This window comes from Paenibacillus kyungheensis (assembly GCF_028606985.1).
Taxonomy (GTDB): Bacteria; Bacillota; Bacilli; order Paenibacillales; family Paenibacillaceae; genus Saccharibacillus; species Saccharibacillus kyungheensis.
In genome coordinates this window covers 4539471-4559678 of sequence record NZ_CP117416.1, presented here as the reverse complement: position 1 = coordinate 4559678, position 20208 = coordinate 4539471, and the positions used below count along the sequence as shown (strand labels likewise).

The 20208-nt window shown below is 39.4% G+C and carries 15 protein-coding genes; all 15 read left to right on the top strand.

Features of this window, described 5'->3' with window-relative positions; translation table 11 throughout:
* The first annotated feature begins 27 nt into the window (after window positions 1-27).
* The 15 genes from aepX (at window position 28) to PQ456_RS19690 (ending at window position 20202) form a co-directional block, all read left to right on the top strand.
* Window positions 28-1626, top strand: a complete 1599-nt coding sequence (gene aepX / locus PQ456_RS19760) for a phosphoenolpyruvate mutase (RefSeq protein WP_273613736.1) — start codon at window positions 28-30, stop codon at window positions 1624-1626.
* Window positions 1626-2759 carry a phosphonopyruvate decarboxylase gene (gene aepY / locus PQ456_RS19755; RefSeq protein WP_273616365.1) on the top strand — a complete coding sequence of 378 codons (1134 nt, stop codon included), beginning with the start codon at window positions 1626-1628 and terminating at the stop codon, window positions 2757-2759. Before aepX ends, aepY begins: the two co-directional genes overlap by 1 nt.
* The gene (locus tag PQ456_RS19750; RefSeq protein WP_273613735.1) at window positions 2752-3444 is read left to right on the top strand and encodes a class I SAM-dependent methyltransferase; all 693 of its coding nucleotides are present in this window, start codon (window positions 2752-2754) and stop codon (window positions 3442-3444) included. The genes aepY and PQ456_RS19750 overlap by 8 nt, the downstream gene beginning before the upstream one ends.
* A complete protein-coding gene (locus PQ456_RS19745; protein ID WP_273613734.1) occupies window positions 3438-5273 on the top strand; it encodes a 2-aminoethylphosphonate aminotransferase in 1836 nt (611 codons plus the stop codon). Before PQ456_RS19750 ends, PQ456_RS19745 begins: the two co-directional genes overlap by 7 nt.
* A gap of 220 nt (window positions 5274-5493) precedes the next feature.
* Window positions 5494-5691 (top strand): cold shock domain-containing protein, encoded by a 198-nt coding sequence (locus PQ456_RS19740; protein ID WP_204827184.1) that lies wholly within the window; start codon window positions 5494-5496, stop codon window positions 5689-5691.
* 446 nt (window positions 5692-6137) lie between these two features.
* Entirely contained in the window at window positions 6138-6707 is a 570-nt protein-coding gene (gene hpf, locus PQ456_RS19735; protein WP_204827185.1) for a ribosome hibernation-promoting factor, HPF/YfiA family, read from the top strand.
* A 392-nt stretch (window positions 6708-7099) separates the two neighbouring features.
* Window positions 7100-9553, top strand: a complete 2454-nt coding sequence (gene secA, locus PQ456_RS19730) for a preprotein translocase subunit SecA (protein WP_273613733.1) — start codon at window positions 7100-7102, stop codon at window positions 9551-9553.
* A 199-nt stretch (window positions 9554-9752) separates the two neighbouring features.
* A protein-coding gene (gene prfB / locus PQ456_RS19725; protein WP_273613732.1) for a peptide chain release factor 2 occupies window positions 9753-10866 on the top strand; the annotation gives its coding sequence in 2 pieces (ribosomal slippage) (window positions 9753-9824 and window positions 9826-10866; 1113 coding nt in all).
* A 255-nt stretch (window positions 10867-11121) separates the two neighbouring features.
* A complete protein-coding gene (locus PQ456_RS19720) occupies window positions 11122-12018 on the top strand; it encodes a YitT family protein (RefSeq protein WP_420540624.1) in 897 nt (298 codons plus the stop codon).
* Between the two features lie 780 nt (window positions 12019-12798).
* Window positions 12799-13851, top strand: a complete 1053-nt coding sequence (gene argC / locus PQ456_RS19715; RefSeq protein WP_273613731.1) for an N-acetyl-gamma-glutamyl-phosphate reductase — start codon at window positions 12799-12801, stop codon at window positions 13849-13851.
* Window positions 13852-13919: 68 nt separating this feature from the next.
* Window positions 13920-15146: a bifunctional glutamate N-acetyltransferase/amino-acid acetyltransferase ArgJ gene (gene argJ / locus PQ456_RS19710; RefSeq protein ID WP_273613730.1), complete on the top strand. Its 1227-nt coding sequence runs from the start codon at window positions 13920-13922 to the stop codon at window positions 15144-15146.
* Between the two features lie 50 nt (window positions 15147-15196).
* Window positions 15197-16000 carry an acetylglutamate kinase gene (gene argB, locus PQ456_RS19705; RefSeq protein WP_273613729.1) on the top strand — a complete coding sequence of 268 codons (804 nt, stop codon included), beginning with the start codon at window positions 15197-15199 and terminating at the stop codon, window positions 15998-16000.
* Between the two features lie 581 nt (window positions 16001-16581).
* Window positions 16582-17835 carry an acetylornithine transaminase gene (locus PQ456_RS19700; RefSeq protein WP_273613728.1) on the top strand — a complete coding sequence of 418 codons (1254 nt, stop codon included), beginning with the start codon at window positions 16582-16584 and terminating at the stop codon, window positions 17833-17835.
* A 24-nt stretch (window positions 17836-17859) separates the two neighbouring features.
* Entirely contained in the window at window positions 17860-18828 is a 969-nt protein-coding gene (gene argF, locus PQ456_RS19695) for an ornithine carbamoyltransferase (RefSeq protein WP_273613727.1), read from the top strand.
* A gap of 123 nt (window positions 18829-18951) precedes the next feature.
* Window positions 18952-20202: an argininosuccinate synthase gene (locus PQ456_RS19690; protein ID WP_273613726.1), complete on the top strand. Its 1251-nt coding sequence runs from the start codon at window positions 18952-18954 to the stop codon at window positions 20200-20202.
* Window positions 20203-20208 lie beyond the last annotated feature (6 nt).

Here is a 20208-nt window from a genome sequence, read left to right as displayed (position 1 = left end):
TAACTTAAAGACAAGGATGAAATAACTATGAAAAAAACGCAAATGCTCAAACAAATGATTACTAGCTCTGAACTTGATTTTATTATGGAAGCTCATAACGGAATATCTGCCAAAATTGTAGAAGAAGCAGGATTCAAAGGGATCTGGGGAAGTGGATTGACAATTTCTGCTTCTCTAGGTGTACGGGACAACAACGAAGCTTCATGGACGCAAGTTCTTGATGTAATGGAATATATGAATGATGCAACATCTCTTCCTATTTTACTAGATGGTGATACCGGTTATGGTAACTTCAACAACATGCGCAGATTAGTACGTAAGTTAGAACAACGCGGAGTAGCTGGTGTATGTATTGAAGATAAATTATTCCCTAAAACCAACTCTTTTATTTCTGGAGAAACACAACCTTTAGCAGATATCGAAGAATTTTGTGGCAAAATTCAAGCGGCTAAAGAAACACAACTTGATGACGATTTTTGCGTAGTCGCACGTTTAGAATCTTTTATTGCTGGTTGGGGATTGGATGAAGCTTTACGCCGTGCAGAAGCGTATCGGTTAGCAGGAGCAGATGCAATTTTGGTACACAGTAAAAAGGCGGATAGTTCAGATATTGAAGCCTTTATGAAAGAATGGGGCAATCGCCATCCCATCGTGATTGTACCGACCAAATATTACTCAACACCTACCGATCAATTTAGAGATATGGGGATCAATATGGTAATCTGGGCGAACCATACTCTTCGTTCTGCTATTCAATCGATGCAACAAACAGTCCAACAAATTTATCGCGATCAATCCTTGATCAATGTTGAAGGCAAAATTACAACTGTTTCTGAAGTGTTCAGCTTACAAGGAGCAGATGAATTAAAAGAAGCAGAAAAACGATATTTGCCAACATCCGGCAAAAAGATTAATGCTGTTATTTTGGCAGCGAGTCAAGGTAGCCTGGGTGAACTGACCAAAGATACACCGAAAACGATGTTAAAAGTGAATGGCAAACCTATATTAAGTAGACAAATTGATGATCTTAACAAAGTAGGTATTAAAGATATTGCTGTCGTGCGTGGATTTGCTAAAGACCAAATCGCGTTAAATAATATCGCCACGATAGATAATGATCACTATGCTTCTACACAAGAGTTGAGTTCTTTATATCTCGCTAAAGACAAAATAGCAGGTAGCGCTACTCTAATCAGTTACGGAGATATTATCTACAAAAATTATATTTTAAATGATCTATTGAATGATGAAAATGATATTACGATTGTAGTCGATGCTGATCCTGAATTGTCTGGTAAGCCTCAAGATTTGGTAGTGTCTGAAAAGCCGTACTCACGTAATATGTATTCGACTGCTGTGAAGCTTGTTAGTATTAGCGAGTCTAACGATTACAACTCATTTAATGGAGAGTTTATTGGATTATGGAAAGTCTCGCAAAAAGGTGCTGAAGCGGTTAAAGCCATATTAGATCAATTAGCACAACAATCGAATTTTAATCAATTAACAGTAGTAGATCTTTTTAATGAATTAGTTAAAGAGCATCCTATAGCTATCAAATTTATTAAAGGGGATTGGCTGAATATTGATAGCATTGTTGATTTGCAAAAAGCGGGTGAACTGCTGTGATCGAAACAAAAGTTTTTGGTGAAGAGTTAAAGCGATTGGGGTTCGATTTTTTTACAGGTGTACCTTGTTCTTTTCTCAAAGACCTCATCAATTATGCGATTAATGAATGTGATTATGTAGGAGCTGCTAATGAAGGTGATGCTGTTGCTATTGCTAGTGGAGCCTATTTGGGAGGACGCAAAGCTGTCGTATTGATGCAGAATTCAGGTCTAACCAATGCAGTCTCGCCGCTTACGTCATTAAATTATACCTTTAAATTACCTGTGCTTGGATTTGTCAGTCTGCGCGGAGAAGCAGGAGTAGCCGATGAACCTCAACATGAGTTGATGGGACAGATTACTACTCAAATGCTAGATCTTATGCAGGTGAAGTGGGCTTATCTTGCTGATGAATGGGAAGAAGCACAGATTCAATTGCAACAGGCAGATAATTATATTGCTCAAAATCAGACCTTCTTTTTTGTAGTTAAAAAAGGAACATTTAACAAAGAAGCATTACAACAATCTACACATGTCTTCACTCATCAACCTAGTATTATAAATCGTCCTACTGATACGGAATCTCCAAGACTCACTCGATTTCAAGTATTGGATACTATTAATCGCTTAAAAGATGCCAGTTCGATTCAATTAGCGACTACTGGATTTACAGGTAGAGAACTATATGAAGTAGAAGATTCTGCTCAAAATTTGTATATGGTAGGCTCAATGGGCTGTATCAGTTCACTCGGGCTAGGAGTATCATTAGCACAACCTTCCAAAAAAGTTATAGCTATCGATGGAGATGGCGCTTTATTAATGAGAATGGGTAATCTAGCGACGAACGGACAATACGGGCCTTCCAATATGCTACATGTTGTATTAGATAACCAGTGTCACGATTCTACAGGTGGTCAAGATACCGTATCAGCAACGATCGATTTTGCTGCGATCGCTGCTGGATGTGGATATCGTCATGTTGAAGTGGTCTATACCACCGAGCAATTAGAAGCAGCGATTACATTATGGCAACAACAGCCGCAACTTACATTCATCTATATACCAACGATCAAAGGTGCGAAAGATAATTTGAGTCGTCCGAGTATTAAGCCTTACGAAGTGAAAGAAAGGCTGGTGAAGTATATCAATGGCTGATTGGAAAGAGATTTGGTCACGTACCCGACAACTTCCAGCAGAAAAACAAGATTTACAATTTTTAATTGAAGCAGATGGTTTTAATTCAGGTGCAGGCAAAATTGCTGCGCCTGATTGGCTAGCTTATACGGCATATGTCACTCAATTAGCACAGATTTCTCCTGATGATTCGATTTACGAAATTGGTTGTGGTAGTGGAGCATTTTTGTATCCTTTTTATCAACAAGGACATGCTGTAGGTGGAATCGATTATTCTGCTAGTCTGATCGAAATTGCAAATATGGTAATGCCAGCGATGAACTTTGAGGTTCAAGAAGCTTTACAATTGGATCTAACTCACGCCTATGATGTTGTGATCGCGAATAGCGTTTTTCAATATTTTCCTTCGTTAACGTATGCTACACAAGTGATTGAACGTATGTATGCGAAAGCGAACAAAAGAGTGATTTTACTCGATCTGAATGATATTGCTTTTGAAGAGGAAGCATTAGCGATTCGTAAAGGTGCTCTATCTGAAGGAGAATACGAAGAAAAGTACAAAGGGTTGGATCATTTGTTTTACGATCGCAATTTTGTAGAGCAACTTATGCAAGGTAAACATGTCACTGTTCAATCTAGTGATCAACAGATTCAGAATTACGGTAACAACAAATTTCGATTTAATGTGGTGATTGAGAAATGGTAAATACAGCCGTTATTGTAGCAGCAGGGTTAGGTAGCCGATTAAAAGAACGCACAACTCATCAACCTAAAGGATTTGTTGAAATCGACGGGCTTGCTATAGTCGAACGTTCTATCCAACAATTAATTGCTTCCGGGATAACGCATATTGTGATAGGAACAGGATACCTTTCGGCGTTTTATGAAGAATTGGCTGGGAAATATCCTCAAATCAATTGTGTCCATAACAAAGACTATCAAGATAGCGGTAGTATGTACACGTTATACCAGATGAGAGATACGCTAGACTCAGATTTTCTATTATTGGAGTCTGATTTATTGTATGATCCATCAGGATTAAAATATCTACTACACGATTCTACGCAAGATATTATTCTAGCTAGTGGCACAACTCATTCCAACGATGAAGTCTATATTGAATATGATCATAATCATTTTCTCGTTAATATGTCTAAACAGTTATCTGTATTAAAAAGCGCTGATGCTGAACTTGTAGGTATTTGCAAAATTTCAATAGATACGTACAAACGCATGTGCCAGTGGTCAGCAGAGGTATTTGCCCAGCACTGGAAATGGGATTATGAACAAGCATTAGTGGCTGTAAGTAAAAACAAACCATTGCTAGTTCAAAAAATAGAGCATTATGTATGGTGTGAAATTGATACTGAAGAACATCTAGTGCGTGCAAAGCAAGACATTTACCCTAAATTGCAACATATCACAGAGCAGTCTTTTCCAGTTCGGCGCAATATTTTACTTAATCCAGGACCGGCGACTACAACGGATACTGTAAAATTAGCTCAAGTGATCCCTGATATTTGCCCGCGTGAAACCGAATTTGGTGAATTGATGAAATGGACAGCAGATCAATTGACTTCTTTTGTCGCACCTATAGATCAATTTACGACTGTATTATTTGGTGGATCTGGAACTGCTGCTGTAGAAGCTGTGCTTAGTTCTGTTGTAGGTGAAGGTAAATTGTTGATTATTAGTAATGGTGCTTATGGTGAACGTATGGCTGAGATTGTAGGCGCTTATGGAATCGATCATGAGGTGTTCGCTAGTTCTCCTATTATGCCATTAGCTTTTGACGAGATTGAACAGGTATTACAACATAACTCTAATGTATTTACACATGTAGCAGTTGTGCATCACGAAACAACCAGTGGCATTTTAAATGATATCCATAAGCTGGGTCAACTATGTGCACGTTATAATATAGATCTGATAGCGGATGCGATGAGTTCGTATGGTGCTATTCCTATTGATATGCTTCACAGTCATATTTCGTTTTTGATATCCAGTTCGAATAAAAATTTGCAAGGAATGGCGGGTATTAGTTTTGTGATTGCGAACCGCGCCAAACTGCAAGCGTTACAAAACCATACTCCTCGTAACTATTATCTCAATTTATATCGACAATACGAATATTTTGAAAAAACAGGACAGATGCGTTTTACTCCACCTGTTCAAACCTTTTATGCATTGAAGCAAGCTATTATCGAGACACAACAAGAAGGTATAGCAGAGCGATATCAGCGGTATACACATTCATGGGAAACGTTGATTGCAGGCTTGGATCAATTAGAGCTTCAATATCTAGTGCCATTAGAGCATCATTCCAAAATTATTACGACGATTCAAGAACCGACTATAGATGGATACGATTTTGATCAAATGCACGATTATTTATATCGTTATGGGATTACGATTTATCCAGGTAAAATTGGTAAATTATCTTCTTTCCGTATTGCTAATATTGGGGAGATTGATCATCAAGATATTACTTATTTCCTCGAAAAGTTAGGCGATTATTTGAATACGATTCGTTAAAAATAAACGGTTTGCGTAATAGAACTATTTACGGATAATAAGCAATCATGTATATTCAAATTATAAAAACACGTAAATAACAATCAAATGTGTAAAATGTAATAAAATACCATGAAAGTATTTACTTTACCAATTGACATTTACCCACCAAATTTGGTATATTTAGAGGCGTAGGCAATGTCTTACTCTACTTATTTGATAACGAAGGGAATGTTATTGCATGAATGGTAAAGTAAAATGGTTTAACGCAGAAAAAGGATATGGTTTTATTGAGACTGAAGAAGGCGGAGACGTATTTGTACACTTTTCTGCGATTCAAACTGAAGGTTTCAAAACGTTAGAAGAAGGTCAATCCGTAGAATTCGATATCGTTGAAGGCGCGCGTGGACCACAAGCAGCTAACGTTATCAAATTATAATCATCCTTCGGCATTTGCCAACCTACATAGGTATTATTGATGGTTACACATTTGAATAATCAGCTAAGGCTCCGGAACACTCCGGAGCCTTTTTCTATAGTATGACTATTGTATGAATAGTTTACTTAGTTACTGAATAATAAGTTTCGGATATCTGTCACATTGTAAGCGATTGGATTAAGGTCAGATTGGTTAATGGAACACAAGGGCGGCATAATAGATGAACTATTTTCGACTATGTATTTATAGGTAGAAGAGAGTAGTTTTGAGGATTTTGCAAGCGTTTGACAGAACTCTATTTATATTTGTAAGACTAAAATATAAAGTCAGACGCGGGTACTCTGACGGCTAGATTTGACAATAGATTGTCACTGCTAATTTGCACCAGTATCCTTTTTACATGCCGTTAACATCTATGTTATAATTCCCTAAAGGAGGAGTGCCTTATGAACTTTGTTATACGTGGTCAACAAATCGATGTTACAGATGCTATGAAAGATTATGTGGACAAAAAGTTAGGCAGACTTGAAAGATATTTTGATTCACCTCCCGTTTCTGACGGAACGGTTACACTTAGTGTCAATCGTGGACAGCACACAGTAGAGGTTACAATCCCTCTCCCTGGACTTATTTTACGTGCAGAAGATCGCAGTGAAGATATGTATTCTTCGATCGACTCTGTAGTAGATAAGCTGGAACGTCAGATTCGCAAACATAAAACTAAATTAAATCGTAAATTCCGCCAAGAGGGAAGCTTGAAATCCTTCTTCGTAGAAGATCCTACGGCTGCTGCACTTGCTGTTGCTGAGGATGCGGATATTGAAAATGAATTAGATGAATTGGAAGTTGTACGTAACAAACGCTTCCTCCTAAAACCGATGGATGTAGAAGAAGCTATCTTGCAAATGAATATGATTGGACATACATTCTTTGTATTCTCCAACGTAGACACTCAAGAAGTAAACGTTGTTTATCGTCGTGACGATGGTAAATACGGATTGATTGAACAAGAATAAGTGATTATTGATATACAACCAGAGCCTTATCCTTCGGGATAGGCTCTTTTTACGTGCAAAAATTGTACAACCCGCTCTACAGTGCGGTATAATAAGACTTGAACGATTTAAGAAACATTTTGTATTCTTTTGCGTAATAATGTAGAAGAGTTCTCAAAAAATGATGACGAACATCATATGGATATAGTCAGGCACGGGATATAGTGATCTTGTGTCCTATTGAAATTTTATCATATACCAAAAATGTATAGGAAATGCGCTGTTTTGTTGCGGCTTTTCCCTGAAACTGGTACAATTTATTGCAACTGAGGTTATTGAATAATCCCCCATAAGCGTTACGGTAATTGCATTATTCAATAATCTATCTCTGTTTTGCGCGAAAGGGGTAAACCATGCTAGGACTTGTGAAGAAAATTTTTGGCGATACCAATGAACGTGATGTTAAACGTCTATTGAAAACCGTCGAGATCATTAATAAAATGGAACCGGAATTTGAGGCATTGTCTCATGAGGAAGTACAAGCCAAAACGGCTGAATTCCGCGAACGTCTGGAAAAAGGAGAAACACTGGATCAACTATTGCCAGAAGCATTCTGTACTGTACGTGAAGCTTCCAAACGTGTGCTAGGCATGCGTCATTTTGACGTACAATTGATCGGTGGTGTCGCTCTGCATGAAGGAAGAATCGCAGAGATGAAAACAGGTGAAGGTAAAACACTTGTAGGAACACTTCCTGTATATCTAAATGCACTTGCTAGTAAAGGTGTGCACGTCGTTACAGTTAATGATTATTTGGCTCAACGTGATAGTCTACAAATGGGTCGCATTTATAACTTCTTGGGCATGACTGTAGGGGTTAACCTGAACGGTATGCAACATGACGAGAAGCAAGCGGCTTATGCTTGTGATATCACTTATGGTACAAATAATGAATTTGGATTTGATTACTTGCGTGACAATATGGTGTTGTACAAAGAACAAATGGTACAACGTCCATTGTACTTCTGTATTATTGATGAAGTAGATTCGATCTTGATCGATGAAGCACGTACACCACTTATTATTTCAGGACAAGCACAGAAATCAACTGAATTGTATTTTGCAGCAGATCGCTTTGTAAAAACATTGAAAATGGAAGAAGATTTCAATGTTGATATCAAAGTAAAATCTGTAGCATTAACTGAAAAAGGTGTTGAAAAAGCAGAGAATTTCTTCGGCTTAGAAAACCTATATGACAACAAAAATGTAACGATCAATCACCATGTAGTACAAGCGCTAAAAGCAAACACAATCATGCGTCGTGACGTAGATTATGTTGTTGCTGATGGCGAAGTATTGATCGTAGATGAATTTACAGGTCGCTTAATGGCGGGTCGTCGTTATAGCGATGGTTTACACCAAGCGATCGAATCGAAAGAATCTTTGAAAGTACAAAACGAAAGTATGACACTGGCAACAATCACGTTCCAGAACTACTTCCGTATGTACAAAAAGCTTGCAGGTATGACAGGTACAGCGAAAACAGAAGAAGAAGAATTCAAAAAGATCTACGGTCTAGAAGTACTTCAAGTACCGACTAACCGTGTGAATCAACGTGAAGACTTTGCTGATGTTGTCTATAAGAGCGAAGAAAGTAAATTCCGCGCTGTTGTTGACGAAATCGTTGTACGTCATGAGAAAAACCAACCGATTCTTGTCGGTACAGTGTCGATTGAGAACTCTGAACGTCTTTCTGAAATGCTAAAACGCAAAGGTATTAAGCATCAGGTCCTCAATGCAAAATACCATGCAGAAGAAGCAGAAATTATTGCACGCTCCGGTCAACCAGGTACAGTAACGATCGCTACTAACATGGCTGGACGTGGTACAGATATTTTACTTGGCGAAGGTGTAAAAGACACAGGTGGCTTGCATATTATCGGTACAGAGCGTCATGAATCTCGCCGTATTGATAATCAGCTTCGTGGTCGTGCAGGTCGTCAAGGAGATCCAGGTTCTACACAGTTCTACCTTTCTCTAGGTGATGAACTAATGAAACGCTTTGGTGCAGATAATGTAATGAATATGATGGAGAAATTGGGCTTTGAAGAAGACCAACCGATTGAAAGTCGTATGATTACACGTGCTGTAGAATCTGCTCAAAAACGTGTTGAAGGTAGTAACTTCGATATGCGTAAAATCGTATTGCAATATGATGATGTGATGAACAAACAACGTGAAATCATTTATAAACAACGTCGTGAAGTATTGGAATCTGATAATATTCGTGAAGTTGTATTGCAAATGATCAAACCTTGTATTGAACGCATCGTAGAAGTACATTGTAATGACGATATCCCTGAGAACTGGGAACTTCAAGCGATTGCAGATTATGTGAACAATAACTTCTTGCAAGAAGGTACGATCACAGAACAAGAACTACATGAGCAAGAAAAAGAAGAGATGGTTAACTATCTGTTCGAGCGTGTAGAACTACGCTACTTGCAACGTGAAAAAGAAATTGGCGAAGAAATGGTTCGCGAATTTGAAAAAGTCGTTGTTCTTCGTGCAGTTGACCGTAAATGGATGGATCATATTGATGCGATGGAACAATTGCGTCAAGGTATTCATCTTCGTGCTTACGGTGGTACAGATCCTTTGCGTGAGTACCAATTTGAAGGCTTCGAAATGTTTAACCAAATGATCGCTGAGATTCAAGAAGAAGTAGCTACTTATGTTATGAGAGCACAAATTGCAAGTAACCAGGAACGCGAAGCGGTTGTGGATGAAAGCAAAATGAGCACAAGTGGTGGCGAAACGGCTGAAAAACGTCCGTCTCGTGAAGAACGTCGTCGTAGACGTAAATAATAAATCAATCGTCTGAAATGAATATAGATTGTTGTATCCCAAGAGACACTCACCATTATCGTGGGTGTCTCTTGTTGGATCAATCATCTTGTCTGTGGTATGACAGTTATATATGTATGCATTATTAAAGTGACCAAAAGAATGTTAAAGATTTTTGCTAAGCAAAATATCTATTTATTATGAAGAGGTGAGCGTACCAATGATCGATCCTAGTATAAAACATGATTTACGCGAAATGGCTACCAAATTATCTAACCTTAGGGGGTCTCTTTGACTTAGACCTCAAGCGTGAATTGATTGCTAACTTTGAAGAGAAGATGTCTGCACCAGGATTCTGGGATGATAATGAATCAGCTCAAGAAGTCATTTCTGAAATGAATGCTGTTAAAGGTGCTGTAGATGATTATCTAGAACTTCAGCAAGAGCATGATGATGCAAGTCTTATGGCTGAGTTAGCAGACGAAGAAGATGATGAGTCGCTAGCAAAAGAAGTAACAGAAAGTGTGAAAAAGCTTGTTCGCAAAATCGAAGCTTTTGAATTGCAGTTACTATTAGATGAACCGTATGATAGCTTAAATGCTATTTTGGAACTTCATCCGGGTGCAGGTGGAACCGAGTCGCAAGACTGGGGCGAGATGTTGCTTCGGATGTACAAACGTTGGGCAGAGAAAAGTGGCTTCAAAGTAGAAGTGATGGATTATCTAGCTGGTGATGAAGCAGGGATCAAAAGTGTTACGTTGCTGATCAAAGGGCATAATGCTTATGGTTATCTCAAAGCTGAAAAAGGAGTACATCGTCTTGTACGGATTTCTCCTTTTGATTCTTCAGGCCGTCGTCATACTTCGTTTGTCTCCTGTGATGTTGTGCCAGAGATTACGAATGATTCTACGATTGAAATTCGTACCGAAGATTTGAAAATTGATACGTACCGCGCTAGTGGCGCCGGTGGTCAGCATATCAATACAACCGATTCTGCGGTTCGGATTACGCATTTACCTTCTGGTGTAGTAGTAACCTGTCAAAGTGAACGTTCACAGATCAAAAACCGTGAGCACGCGATGACGATGTTACGTTCCAAATTGGTAGAACGTAAAATTGAAGAAGAACGTAAGCAATTGGACGAGATTCGCGGAGAGCAATCGGATATTGCTTGGGGCAGTCAGATTCGTTCTTATGTATTCCATCCGTACAGTATGGTCAAAGATCACCGTACTTCTGTCGAAACAGGAAATATCGGTGCAGTCATGGATGGAGATTTAGATCCATTTATCGATGGATATTTACGTAGTAAGCTCAAAATTGAAGTCGAATAATAATCGATTTTCTAAAGTCTGGTATGAGAGTTATCTTTCATATCAGGCTTTTTTTGTGCCTCAATAACGAGAAGAGGTCTATGTCTAGCCTGTAGTGATACAAGCATAACTCTATTTCATCCAAAAGATTGTTATAAAGCAAAACATCTCTGCTATACTACGGTGCTGTATGTTCTTTTCAAATAAATAGGGTTGCGTTAGAATAAGAAAGCTATGAGACTTTATGCAAAATAATGAGTACAGGAGAATATCAAAATGATCATGCAACCTCGTACAGGGCAACGCAGACGCAAGCCGCCAATGATTCCATTAACAGGACCTCTTCGTAACAGTTGGGATATTTTGTTGATCATCGTAGGCGCTTTTATTATGGCACTGACGTTTAACCTGTTTTTATTACCTAATCATATCGCTTCAGGAGGGGTCTCTGGGATATCGATTATTGTCAATCAACTACTCGGGATTGAACCGGCGTATATTCAGTGGTTACTTAATATTCCTTTGTTTGTCGCAGGCGTGATATTACTGGGTAGACAATATGGAATGCGTTCATTGATTGGGACGATTGTATTACCGCTATTTGTTTATCTGACAAGTAGTTTTCCTGTGCCTACGACTAACCCTTTATTAGCAGCATTGTATGGAGGAATTGGAGTAGGGTTGGGACTTGGGATCGTTTTCCGCGGACGTGGTTCTACCGGTGGATTATCCATATTAGCGCAAATTATTCAAAAGTACACTGGATTCAGCATGTCTTTCTGTGTCATTTTGACAGACGGTAGTGTTATTGTATTCGCAGGGTTATTATTGAAGCCAGAACAAGCATTATATGCGTTAATCAGTCTGTATATTACCAGCAAAGTGATCGATGCTGTTGAGCTTGGATTCAGCAATTCCAAAGTTGCTTATATTATTACCAATGATATTGAACAAATGCAGACAGCGATTCTAAATGATCTGGATCGTGGATTAACAAAGCTTAACGGTGAAGGTGGATATACAGGTGACGAACGAACTGTATTAATGGTCGTTATCGGGCAGAATGAAGCCAGTCGTCTTAAAACGATTGTACGTTCTGTTGATCCAGATGCTTTTGTTATTATAAGCAATGCTCAAGAAGTATTAGGTAAAGGATTCAAAATGACTGGATAAAATAAAAAAATCCTTTTCGCCATATCAGCTTAGAACTCATTAGATAAGAGTTGAGTTCTGAGAAGCGAAGAGGATTTTTTTATAATGTATCGGGTCAGAGAAATACATCACAAAGGTGCTAGTTGCTATAGTTCTAATCATCTGTAATCTTATAAGCTAAAACTATTTTTGTAGTATGTATTAGTTAGCTTTTCTTTTCAAAAGATAAATGACGGTATAACCAATTGCTAAAATAGCTACACTGGCTAGACAAACAAGTACAAGCGGAATAGTAATAGTTCCAATTAATGAGTAACCGACAAGCAATCCGGTGAGAAAAGCAGAAATTAAATTAATTGCTATATTCCTCATCTATCCAATCCTTTCCCTTGATCAAGTATAGATCAATAGTAAAATGAAATGGTAAATAATGGTTTGTGGATATCGTAGCACGAAACAGATGCAAAATAAAGAGAATAGATGAGTAAGTTAAGCCGACTGATATAATTAGTAATATTAGTAAAAAGTAACGATTAAAAGTAAAAAAGACCTTTTCTGAAATTTAATCAGTTAAAGGTCTTTTATTCGTATATAATACAACTAAAACAGATAAGACGATGTATAGATGCATAAAAGGAATAAATTTATTCATAAAGTTGTATTTATATTAACATGGATGTATAATAATACACATCTTATTTATTCGGACTGAAATGGAAATTGTCGTTAGTAAAATGGAAAATTGCTTATACATGGATACAGTAGATTAATGATCTTATTTGAGTACAGGAGGAGTTCAGCTTGAATCCAACTAAACAAAGAGTAGCTATTGTAGGTTCCACCGGCTATGGCGGGGTGGAACTGATTCGTTTTTTACAGCATCATCCGCATGTCGAGATTACTTCGGTTATTTCTGCATCAAGCAGTGGAGCACCGATGTCAGATCAATTTCCCCATTTAGATAGCATTATTGATATGGAATTAGATGGAGTCGATGCAGTGGCAACGGCTGCCAAAGCAGATATTGTATTTACCGCTACCCCTTCAGGAGTGAGTAGCACTTTAGTTCCACAATACTTAGAAGCAGGCTTGAAAGTGATTGATTTATCCGGTGACTTTCGCCTCAAAGATAGCAGTACTTATGAGCAATGGTATAAGCACGATGCACCCGAAGCTAATTATTTGGCAGAAGCAGTGTATGGGTTATGTGAGCAAAAGGGTAATGATGTACAGGATCAACGTCTAATCTCGAATCCAGGTTGTTATCCTACGGCTACGTTGCTCGGATTAATGCCTGGTGTCGAAGCAGGTTGGATTGATCATAGTTCGATTATTATCGATGCGAAGTCTGGTGTATCCGGTGCTGGACGCGGAACCAGTCTAACCAGTCATTATGCAGAAATGAATGAGAATTTTAAAGCGTATAAATTAAACAAACATCAACATATTCCAGAAATAGAACAAGTATTGTCCGGTGTAGTGGGTGAGCCTGTTGTTGTTACATTCAGTACACAGTTGGTGCCCATGACACGCGGTATTATGTCTACTATGTATGCAACGATCAAAGGGCAACATAGTGAGCAGGATTGGATCGATCTTTATCGTGAGTACTACAGCGATCGTCCATTTGTGCGTATTCGTAAACAAGGCAACTGGCCTTCGACCAAAGAAGTAGCAGGTTCTAATTATTGTGATATCGGATTTGCTGTAGATGAGCGTACAGGACGCATCACGATTGTGTCTGTTATTGATAATCTCGTCAAAGGCGCAGCAGGACAAGCCATCCAAAATTTAAATCGTATGATGGGCTGGGAAGAAACATTAGGTCTGAAAATGGTCCCTGTTTATCCATAACGCTTGGCAGTATAAGATTTACGCAGTATATAGTAGTCATTGTCGATCAGGAAGTGAGAGGAGATATCATGGCAGATCAGGGATTCAAAGTAGTTGAGGGAGGTTCTATTGTAACTCCTCAAGGATTTCAGGTAGGTGGATTGCATTGTGGACTCAAAAAAACAGAGCGTAACGATCTTGGGGTCATCGTCTGTGATGTACTGGCCAATGCAGCGGCAGTATATACAACGAATCTATTTCAAGCCGCACCGCTTCAAGTGACTCGTGAAAGTCTAGCACATGGCACATTGCGCGCAGTAGTGGCTAATAGTGGAAATGCAAATGCATGCACAGGCAAACAAGGTGAGCAAGATGCATATACGATGCGTGCTCAGACCGCGCAGTATCTAGGTGTACATGAACACGAAGTAGCGGTAGCCTCAACAGGTGTGATTGGTGAATTGCTCAAAATGGATCGTTTATCTGCTGGAATCACTCGCCTTCCTGCACATATCGGCAAAACAGAAGAACATGCAGAAGCATTTTGCCAATCGATTTTAACAACCGATTTGGTTAAAAAAGAAATCTGCGTATCTGTAATGGTAGATGGACAAGAAGTGCATATTGCTGGAGCAGCCAAAGGATCTGGAATGATTCATCCGAATATGGCGACGATGCTTGCTTTTATGACTACAGATGCTGTGATCTCTTCCAGTGCGTTACACCAATTATTAAGTCAAACGACAGATCAGACATTTAATATGATTACTGTAGATGGAGATACAAGTACCAATGATATGCTGGTAGCGATGGCAAGTGGATTTGTACAACATAACGAATTAACGCCGGAACATCCAGATTGGAATCATTTTGCTGCGGCTTTCCGTAAAGTCTGTGAATATCTAGCTCAAGCGATCGCACGTGATGGTGAAGGAGCAACCAAATTAGTAGAAGTGGTTGTAACTGGAGCGATCAGTGAATTATCGGCTAGAGCGATTGCTAAAACGGTAATTGGCTCAAGTCTGGTTAAATCAGCGATGTTTGGAGCAGATGCGAACTGGGGACGTGTTATAGCCGCTGTAGGGCGTGCAGGCGAACCTTTGAATGTAGAGACAGTAGATATTCGATTAGGCGATATCGTCGTGCTGACAGGCTCTAGACCGGTTACATTTGATGAAGAAGCAGCATTAGCTTATTTGCAAGGGGATAAAGTCGAAATCGTGGTTGATTTGCATTATGGTGAAGGACAAGCTGTAGCATGGGGCTGTGATTTGACGTATGACTATGTACGTATTAATGCCGCTTATCGCACATAACAATAGTATTGGATTATTCAAGTTCAAATAAAGGCTAGGTGATACAAACAATGAGCGGATCAACTACACGTACTTTTGTAATGAAGTGCGGAGGAAGTACACTTGCAGCATTACCTGATTCTTTTTTCACCGACTTGAATGAGATTCAATTATCAGGTATCCAACCCGTTATCGTACATGGCGGCGGACCAGCAATCTCTGAAAATTTGAGCAAATTAGGTATTGAGACTGAATTTGTAGGTGGATTGCGTAAAACGACAGAAGAAGTATTAGATGTTGTAGAAATGGTACTATCAGGCAGTATCAATAAGCAGATTGTGCGACGTATCCAGAGTACAGGTGGCAAAGCTATTGGTATCTCCGGTGTAGATGGCTCATTGATCCAAGCCAAACCTGTAGCAAATTCTAGCGAAGTCGGGCTAGTCGGTGATGTAACGTATGTTGAAGCTTCTATTATTCAAGGAATTGTTGATCTAGGTTATATGCCGATCATTGCGCCTGTTGGAAGCGATGCTACAGGACAACGTTATAATATCAATGCAGATACTGCTGCCGGTGCGGTCGCTTCTTTTCTAGGCGTACCCCAAATGATAGTCGTTACAGACGTACCCGGAATCATGCGAACAATAGATGGCAACAAACAAGTATTGCCTCAAGTATCTATTCAAGATATCGAGGATATGATCGCTACCGGAGAAATCTACGGCGGCATGATCCCTAAAGTTAAAGCAGCTATCGCCTGCATCCACGGTGATGTCCAAGAAGTAATCATCGTAGACGGCACCGAACCCCAAGTACTCAGCCGTGTACTCAAAGGCGAAACCATAGGCACACGCATTGTACGTAAAAATTAAATCTACAATCAAGCTAAACCAACCATTACATCTATAGTTCAGATAGATGATAAACAGTATCTATTATTAAAAATTCCTGTTTATTTTGATTAGTATCTTAAAGATATTCATTCTCATACAAAGTACATGTACCATATTATTATGTATCTGTGCATCTAACTTAAAATAAATCTTTCTAAAACTGATCATATCTGTCCAGAAGAACTAATCCAGATCAATTTACTTTAACTAATATGCTTTTAAATATTAAATCTATTTCACTAATCCAAAATTCAAGAACTAAATTCAAGAATTAGATCCAAGAATTAGATCTAAGAACTTGAACTACCCTGCCACCCACCGATAAAGTCAAAAGCGATCTTAAAATGAGGTTATATGCACAGAGTGGAAAAAATGGATTTGATTCTGAAAGAGCAAAGCGCTCGCCTTTGAAGTGGTATCCCTACCGCAAAGCGGAATCAAAGGGATAGCACTTCAACAGCGACGACAAGAACAAATCCATTTTTGGAACGGTCTCTGCATATCTCCCCATTTTCATTCGTTTTTCAAATCACACACTAATTATGAGGAGCGTGACCAGCATGGCTAATCCGATCAGCAGTCAATCTGCACAACCAACACAAACCGAGCAATCTGAAAGTTCTTTATTCCCGACGTATGCGCGTTATCCTATCGCTTTTGCTAAAGGAAAAGGCAGTTATCTGTGGGATACCGATGGCAAAAAATATCTCGATTTCATGTGCGGAATTGCTGTGACGAATCTAGGTCATGCACCGGACGCTGTGATTGATAAACTCAAAAATCAGTTGGATCAACTGTGGCATACATCGAATCTGTTTCATATTCCGAATCAAGAGCAAGCTGCAAAATTAATTACCGATCATAGCTGTGGCGATGCAGTGTTTTTCTGTAACAGTGGAGCAGAAGCGAATGAAGGGGCAATCAAGTTAGCTCGCAAATATCAACAAAAAGTCAAAGGTGAAGAACGCTACGAAATTATTACGTTCGGGCAATCATTTCACGGTCGTACACTAGCTACATTGACAGCTACCGGACAAGACAAAGTCAAAGAAGGATTCCATCCATTGCCTGCTGGATTTGTAACTGTACCTTTACATGATCTAGATGCACTGAAGTCAGCTGTTAACGAACATACAGCAGCTATTATGATCGAAATGATTCAGGCTGAAGGTGGAGTCTATCCAGTAGAACCTGAATTTATGCAACATATTGTAGACCTGTGTAACGAGCATGGATTGCTACTCATTATTGATGAAGTACAGACAGGCATGGGACGTACAGGCAAAATGTTTGCCTATGAGCATTATGGAATCGAACCGGATATTTTCACATTAGCTAAAGGGCTAGGAAGTGGTTTCCCGATTGGCGCATTGGTCGGTAAAGCTTTTCTGAAAGAAGCTTTTGTCGCAGGCAGTCATGGCTCTACATTTGGAGGAACACCTCTAGCTACAGCCGCTGTTATCGCTACGATCGAAACGATGCAAGAACATAATGTGGTAGAACAAGCCGCTACGATGGGAACATATTTACAACAACAATTACAAGAGAAGATCGGTCATCATCCATTTGTCAAAGATATTCGTGGTAAAGGATTATTGATCGGTATCGAATGTGATGGGCCTGTTGGAGAATTGGTTGTAGTTGGACAAGAAAAAGGATTGTTGTTTATTACAGCAGGACCTAATGTGATTCGCCTGTTACCTAATCTATTGGTCACTAAAGAAGAAGTTGATCAAGCAGTGAATGGAATTAAAGAGATTATCGAAGCTTATGCGCCGATTGTAAATAGTCAGACTCAGCTCAATGGTAAATAAATAGAAGGATGGAGGTTCACACCAATGACAGATACAGTATCGAAAAACAGCTCATTAGAGCTTAGTCATTTTAAAGGCAAAGATTTCGTAGAATTAAGCGATTATACGGCAGAAGAAATTCATTTTCTGATCGATCTAGCGATAGAATTGAAACGCAAGCAAAAAGCAGGAGAATCGTATCGTCCACTCGAAGGTAAAACAGTCGGATTAATTTTTGAGAAATCTTCGACACGTACCCGGGTATCTTTTGAAGTCGGTACTTTCCAACTTGGAGGACATGCGTTGTTCTTGAGTAAAAACGATATCCAAATGGGACGCGGAGAGATTATCGCTGATACAGCACGTGTAATGTCTCGTTATCTCGATGGAATTATGATTCGTACGTTTGGACATGAAAATGTAACGGAACTAGCAAAATATGCAGATATTCCTGTGATTAACGGACTAAGCGATCTAGGACATCCTTGTCAGGTGCTTGCTGATTTCCAGACGATTGTCGAGAGCAAAGGCAAACTCAAAGGATTGAAATTAGCTTATATCGGAGACGGTAACAATATGGCACACTCGCTGATGATCGGTGGTGCGCGTATAGGTCTGGATGTGTATGTAGCTAGTCCAGAAGGCTATGAGCCTGATCCTGAAGTGGTGAAACAGTGCGAAGCCTTAGCGGCTGAAAGTGGAGCAACGATCAAAGTCGTACGTGATCCGAAAGAAGCGGTACAAGATGCAGATGTAATCTATACCGATGTCTGGGCAAGTATGGGCTTTGAAGAAGAGCAGAAGATTCGGGAACAAGCTTTCAAAGATTATCAGGTCAATGAAGAATTGGTCAGTCATGCCAAATCCGATTATATTTTCTTGCATTGCCTTCCTGCTCACCGCGGTGAAGAAGTGAGTGCAGGTGTGATCGATGGACCGAACAGTGTCATTTTTGATGAAGCAGAAAATCGTCTACATGCACAAAAAGCGATTATGGCGGCTTTGATCGGATAACAAAAACGAAGTATAATTATCGTTAATTTGAATTTGGAACAATAAAGCAAGATCATTGAAGATGAAAAAAGAAAGAAACAACTGCGATTTTGACAAGAAGGAAAATGGAGGGAACACATTACTATGGCTAAAAATAAAATTGTACTTGCATACTCGGGTGGACTGGATACGTCTATCATTTTGAAATGGTTAAAAGAAACATACGATGCAGAGATTATCGCATTTACAGCAGATATCGGACAAGCGGATGAATTGGATGGATTGGAAGAAAAAGCGTTAGCAACAGGTGCTTCCAAAGTCTATATTGATGATCTACGTGCAGAATTTGCCGAAGACTTTATCTATCCTATGTTCCAAGCAGGAGCGTTATACGAAGGTCAATATCTATTAGGTACAAGTATTGCTCGTCCACTGATTGCGAAGCGTATGGTAGAGATTGCACGTGCTGAAGGTGCTATGGCTATCGCTCACGGTGCAACAGGTAAAGGAAACGATCAGGTTCGATTTGAATTGAATGCAGCGGCTCTAGCTCCTGAGATCAAAGTTATTGCTCCATGGCGCTTAGAAACATTCCGTGATCAATTCCCGGGACGTGCAGAAATGATTGAGTATGCTGAAAAACATGGTATTACTATCACAGCTTCAGCAGCGAAGCCATATTCAACAGATCGTAACTTGCTACATATTAGTTATGAAAGTGGTGTGCTGGAAGATCCGAACTTTGATGCAAGTGCAGAAAGCAACAAAGATATGTTCTTACTCAGCGTGTCTCCAGAAGATGCACCCGATCAACCAGAAATGTTAGATTTGGAATTTGAAAATGGTAACTGTGTTGCGCTTAATGGAGAAAAATTAACTCCACTTGCAGCGATGGAGAAATTGAATGAGCTTGGTGGTAAACATGGTATCGGTCGTGTCGATATGGTGGAAAACCGTTTTGTCGGTATGAAGAGCCGCGGCGTATATGAGACACCGGGCGGAACGATTCTATTCACAGCTCACCGCAAATTAGAATCATTAACGATGGATCGTGAAGTGATGAGTCTGCGTGATTCGTTAATTACACGTTATAGCAATCTAGTATACAATGGCTTCTGGTTCGCACCGGAACGTCTTGCTCTTCAAGCGCTTGTTACAGAAAGCCAAAAAAATGTAACAGGTACCGTACGTGTGAAATTATACAAAGGCAATATTATTGCAGCAGGTCTAAGTAGTCCATACAGTCTGTATAACCCTGAAATTGCAACGATGGAAGCTGATCCAACTAATGCTTATGATCAAGGGGATGCAGCAGGCTTTATCCAATTGAATGCTCTTCGTCTACGTGTAGGCGCAGGTGTGCGTCAAGCAGCTCAAGCGGATAAAGGAGAGTGAGTCACC

What these genes read in the sequence shown, in the direction of transcription:
- aepX (WP_273613736.1), top strand. Translation starts at nt 28, where the DNA reads ATGAAAAAAACGCAAATGCTCAAACAAATGATTACTAGCTCTGAACTT.
- PQ456_RS19750 (WP_273613735.1), top strand. Translation starts at nt 2,752, where the DNA reads ATGGCTGATTGGAAAGAGATTTGGTCACGTACCCGACAACTTCCAGCA.
- PQ456_RS19745 (WP_273613734.1), top strand. Translation starts at nt 3,438, where the DNA reads ATGGTAAATACAGCCGTTATTGTAGCAGCAGGGTTAGGTAGCCGATTA.
- PQ456_RS19740 (WP_204827184.1), top strand. Translation starts at nt 5,494, where the DNA reads ATGAATGGTAAAGTAAAATGGTTTAACGCAGAAAAAGGATATGGTTTT.
- hpf (WP_204827185.1), top strand. Translation starts at nt 6,138, where the DNA reads ATGAACTTTGTTATACGTGGTCAACAAATCGATGTTACAGATGCTATG.
- secA (WP_273613733.1), top strand. Translation starts at nt 7,100, where the DNA reads ATGCTAGGACTTGTGAAGAAAATTTTTGGCGATACCAATGAACGTGAT.
- PQ456_RS19720 (WP_420540624.1), top strand. Translation starts at nt 11,122, where the DNA reads ATGATCATGCAACCTCGTACAGGGCAACGCAGACGCAAGCCGCCAATG.
- argJ (WP_273613730.1), top strand. Translation starts at nt 13,920, where the DNA reads ATGGCAGATCAGGGATTCAAAGTAGTTGAGGGAGGTTCTATTGTAACT.
- argB (WP_273613729.1), top strand. Translation starts at nt 15,197, where the DNA reads ATGAGCGGATCAACTACACGTACTTTTGTAATGAAGTGCGGAGGAAGT.
- PQ456_RS19700 (WP_273613728.1), top strand. Translation starts at nt 16,582, where the DNA reads ATGGCTAATCCGATCAGCAGTCAATCTGCACAACCAACACAAACCGAG.
- argF (WP_273613727.1), top strand. Translation starts at nt 17,860, where the DNA reads ATGACAGATACAGTATCGAAAAACAGCTCATTAGAGCTTAGTCATTTT.
- PQ456_RS19690 (WP_273613726.1), top strand. Translation starts at nt 18,952, where the DNA reads ATGGCTAAAAATAAAATTGTACTTGCATACTCGGGTGGACTGGATACG.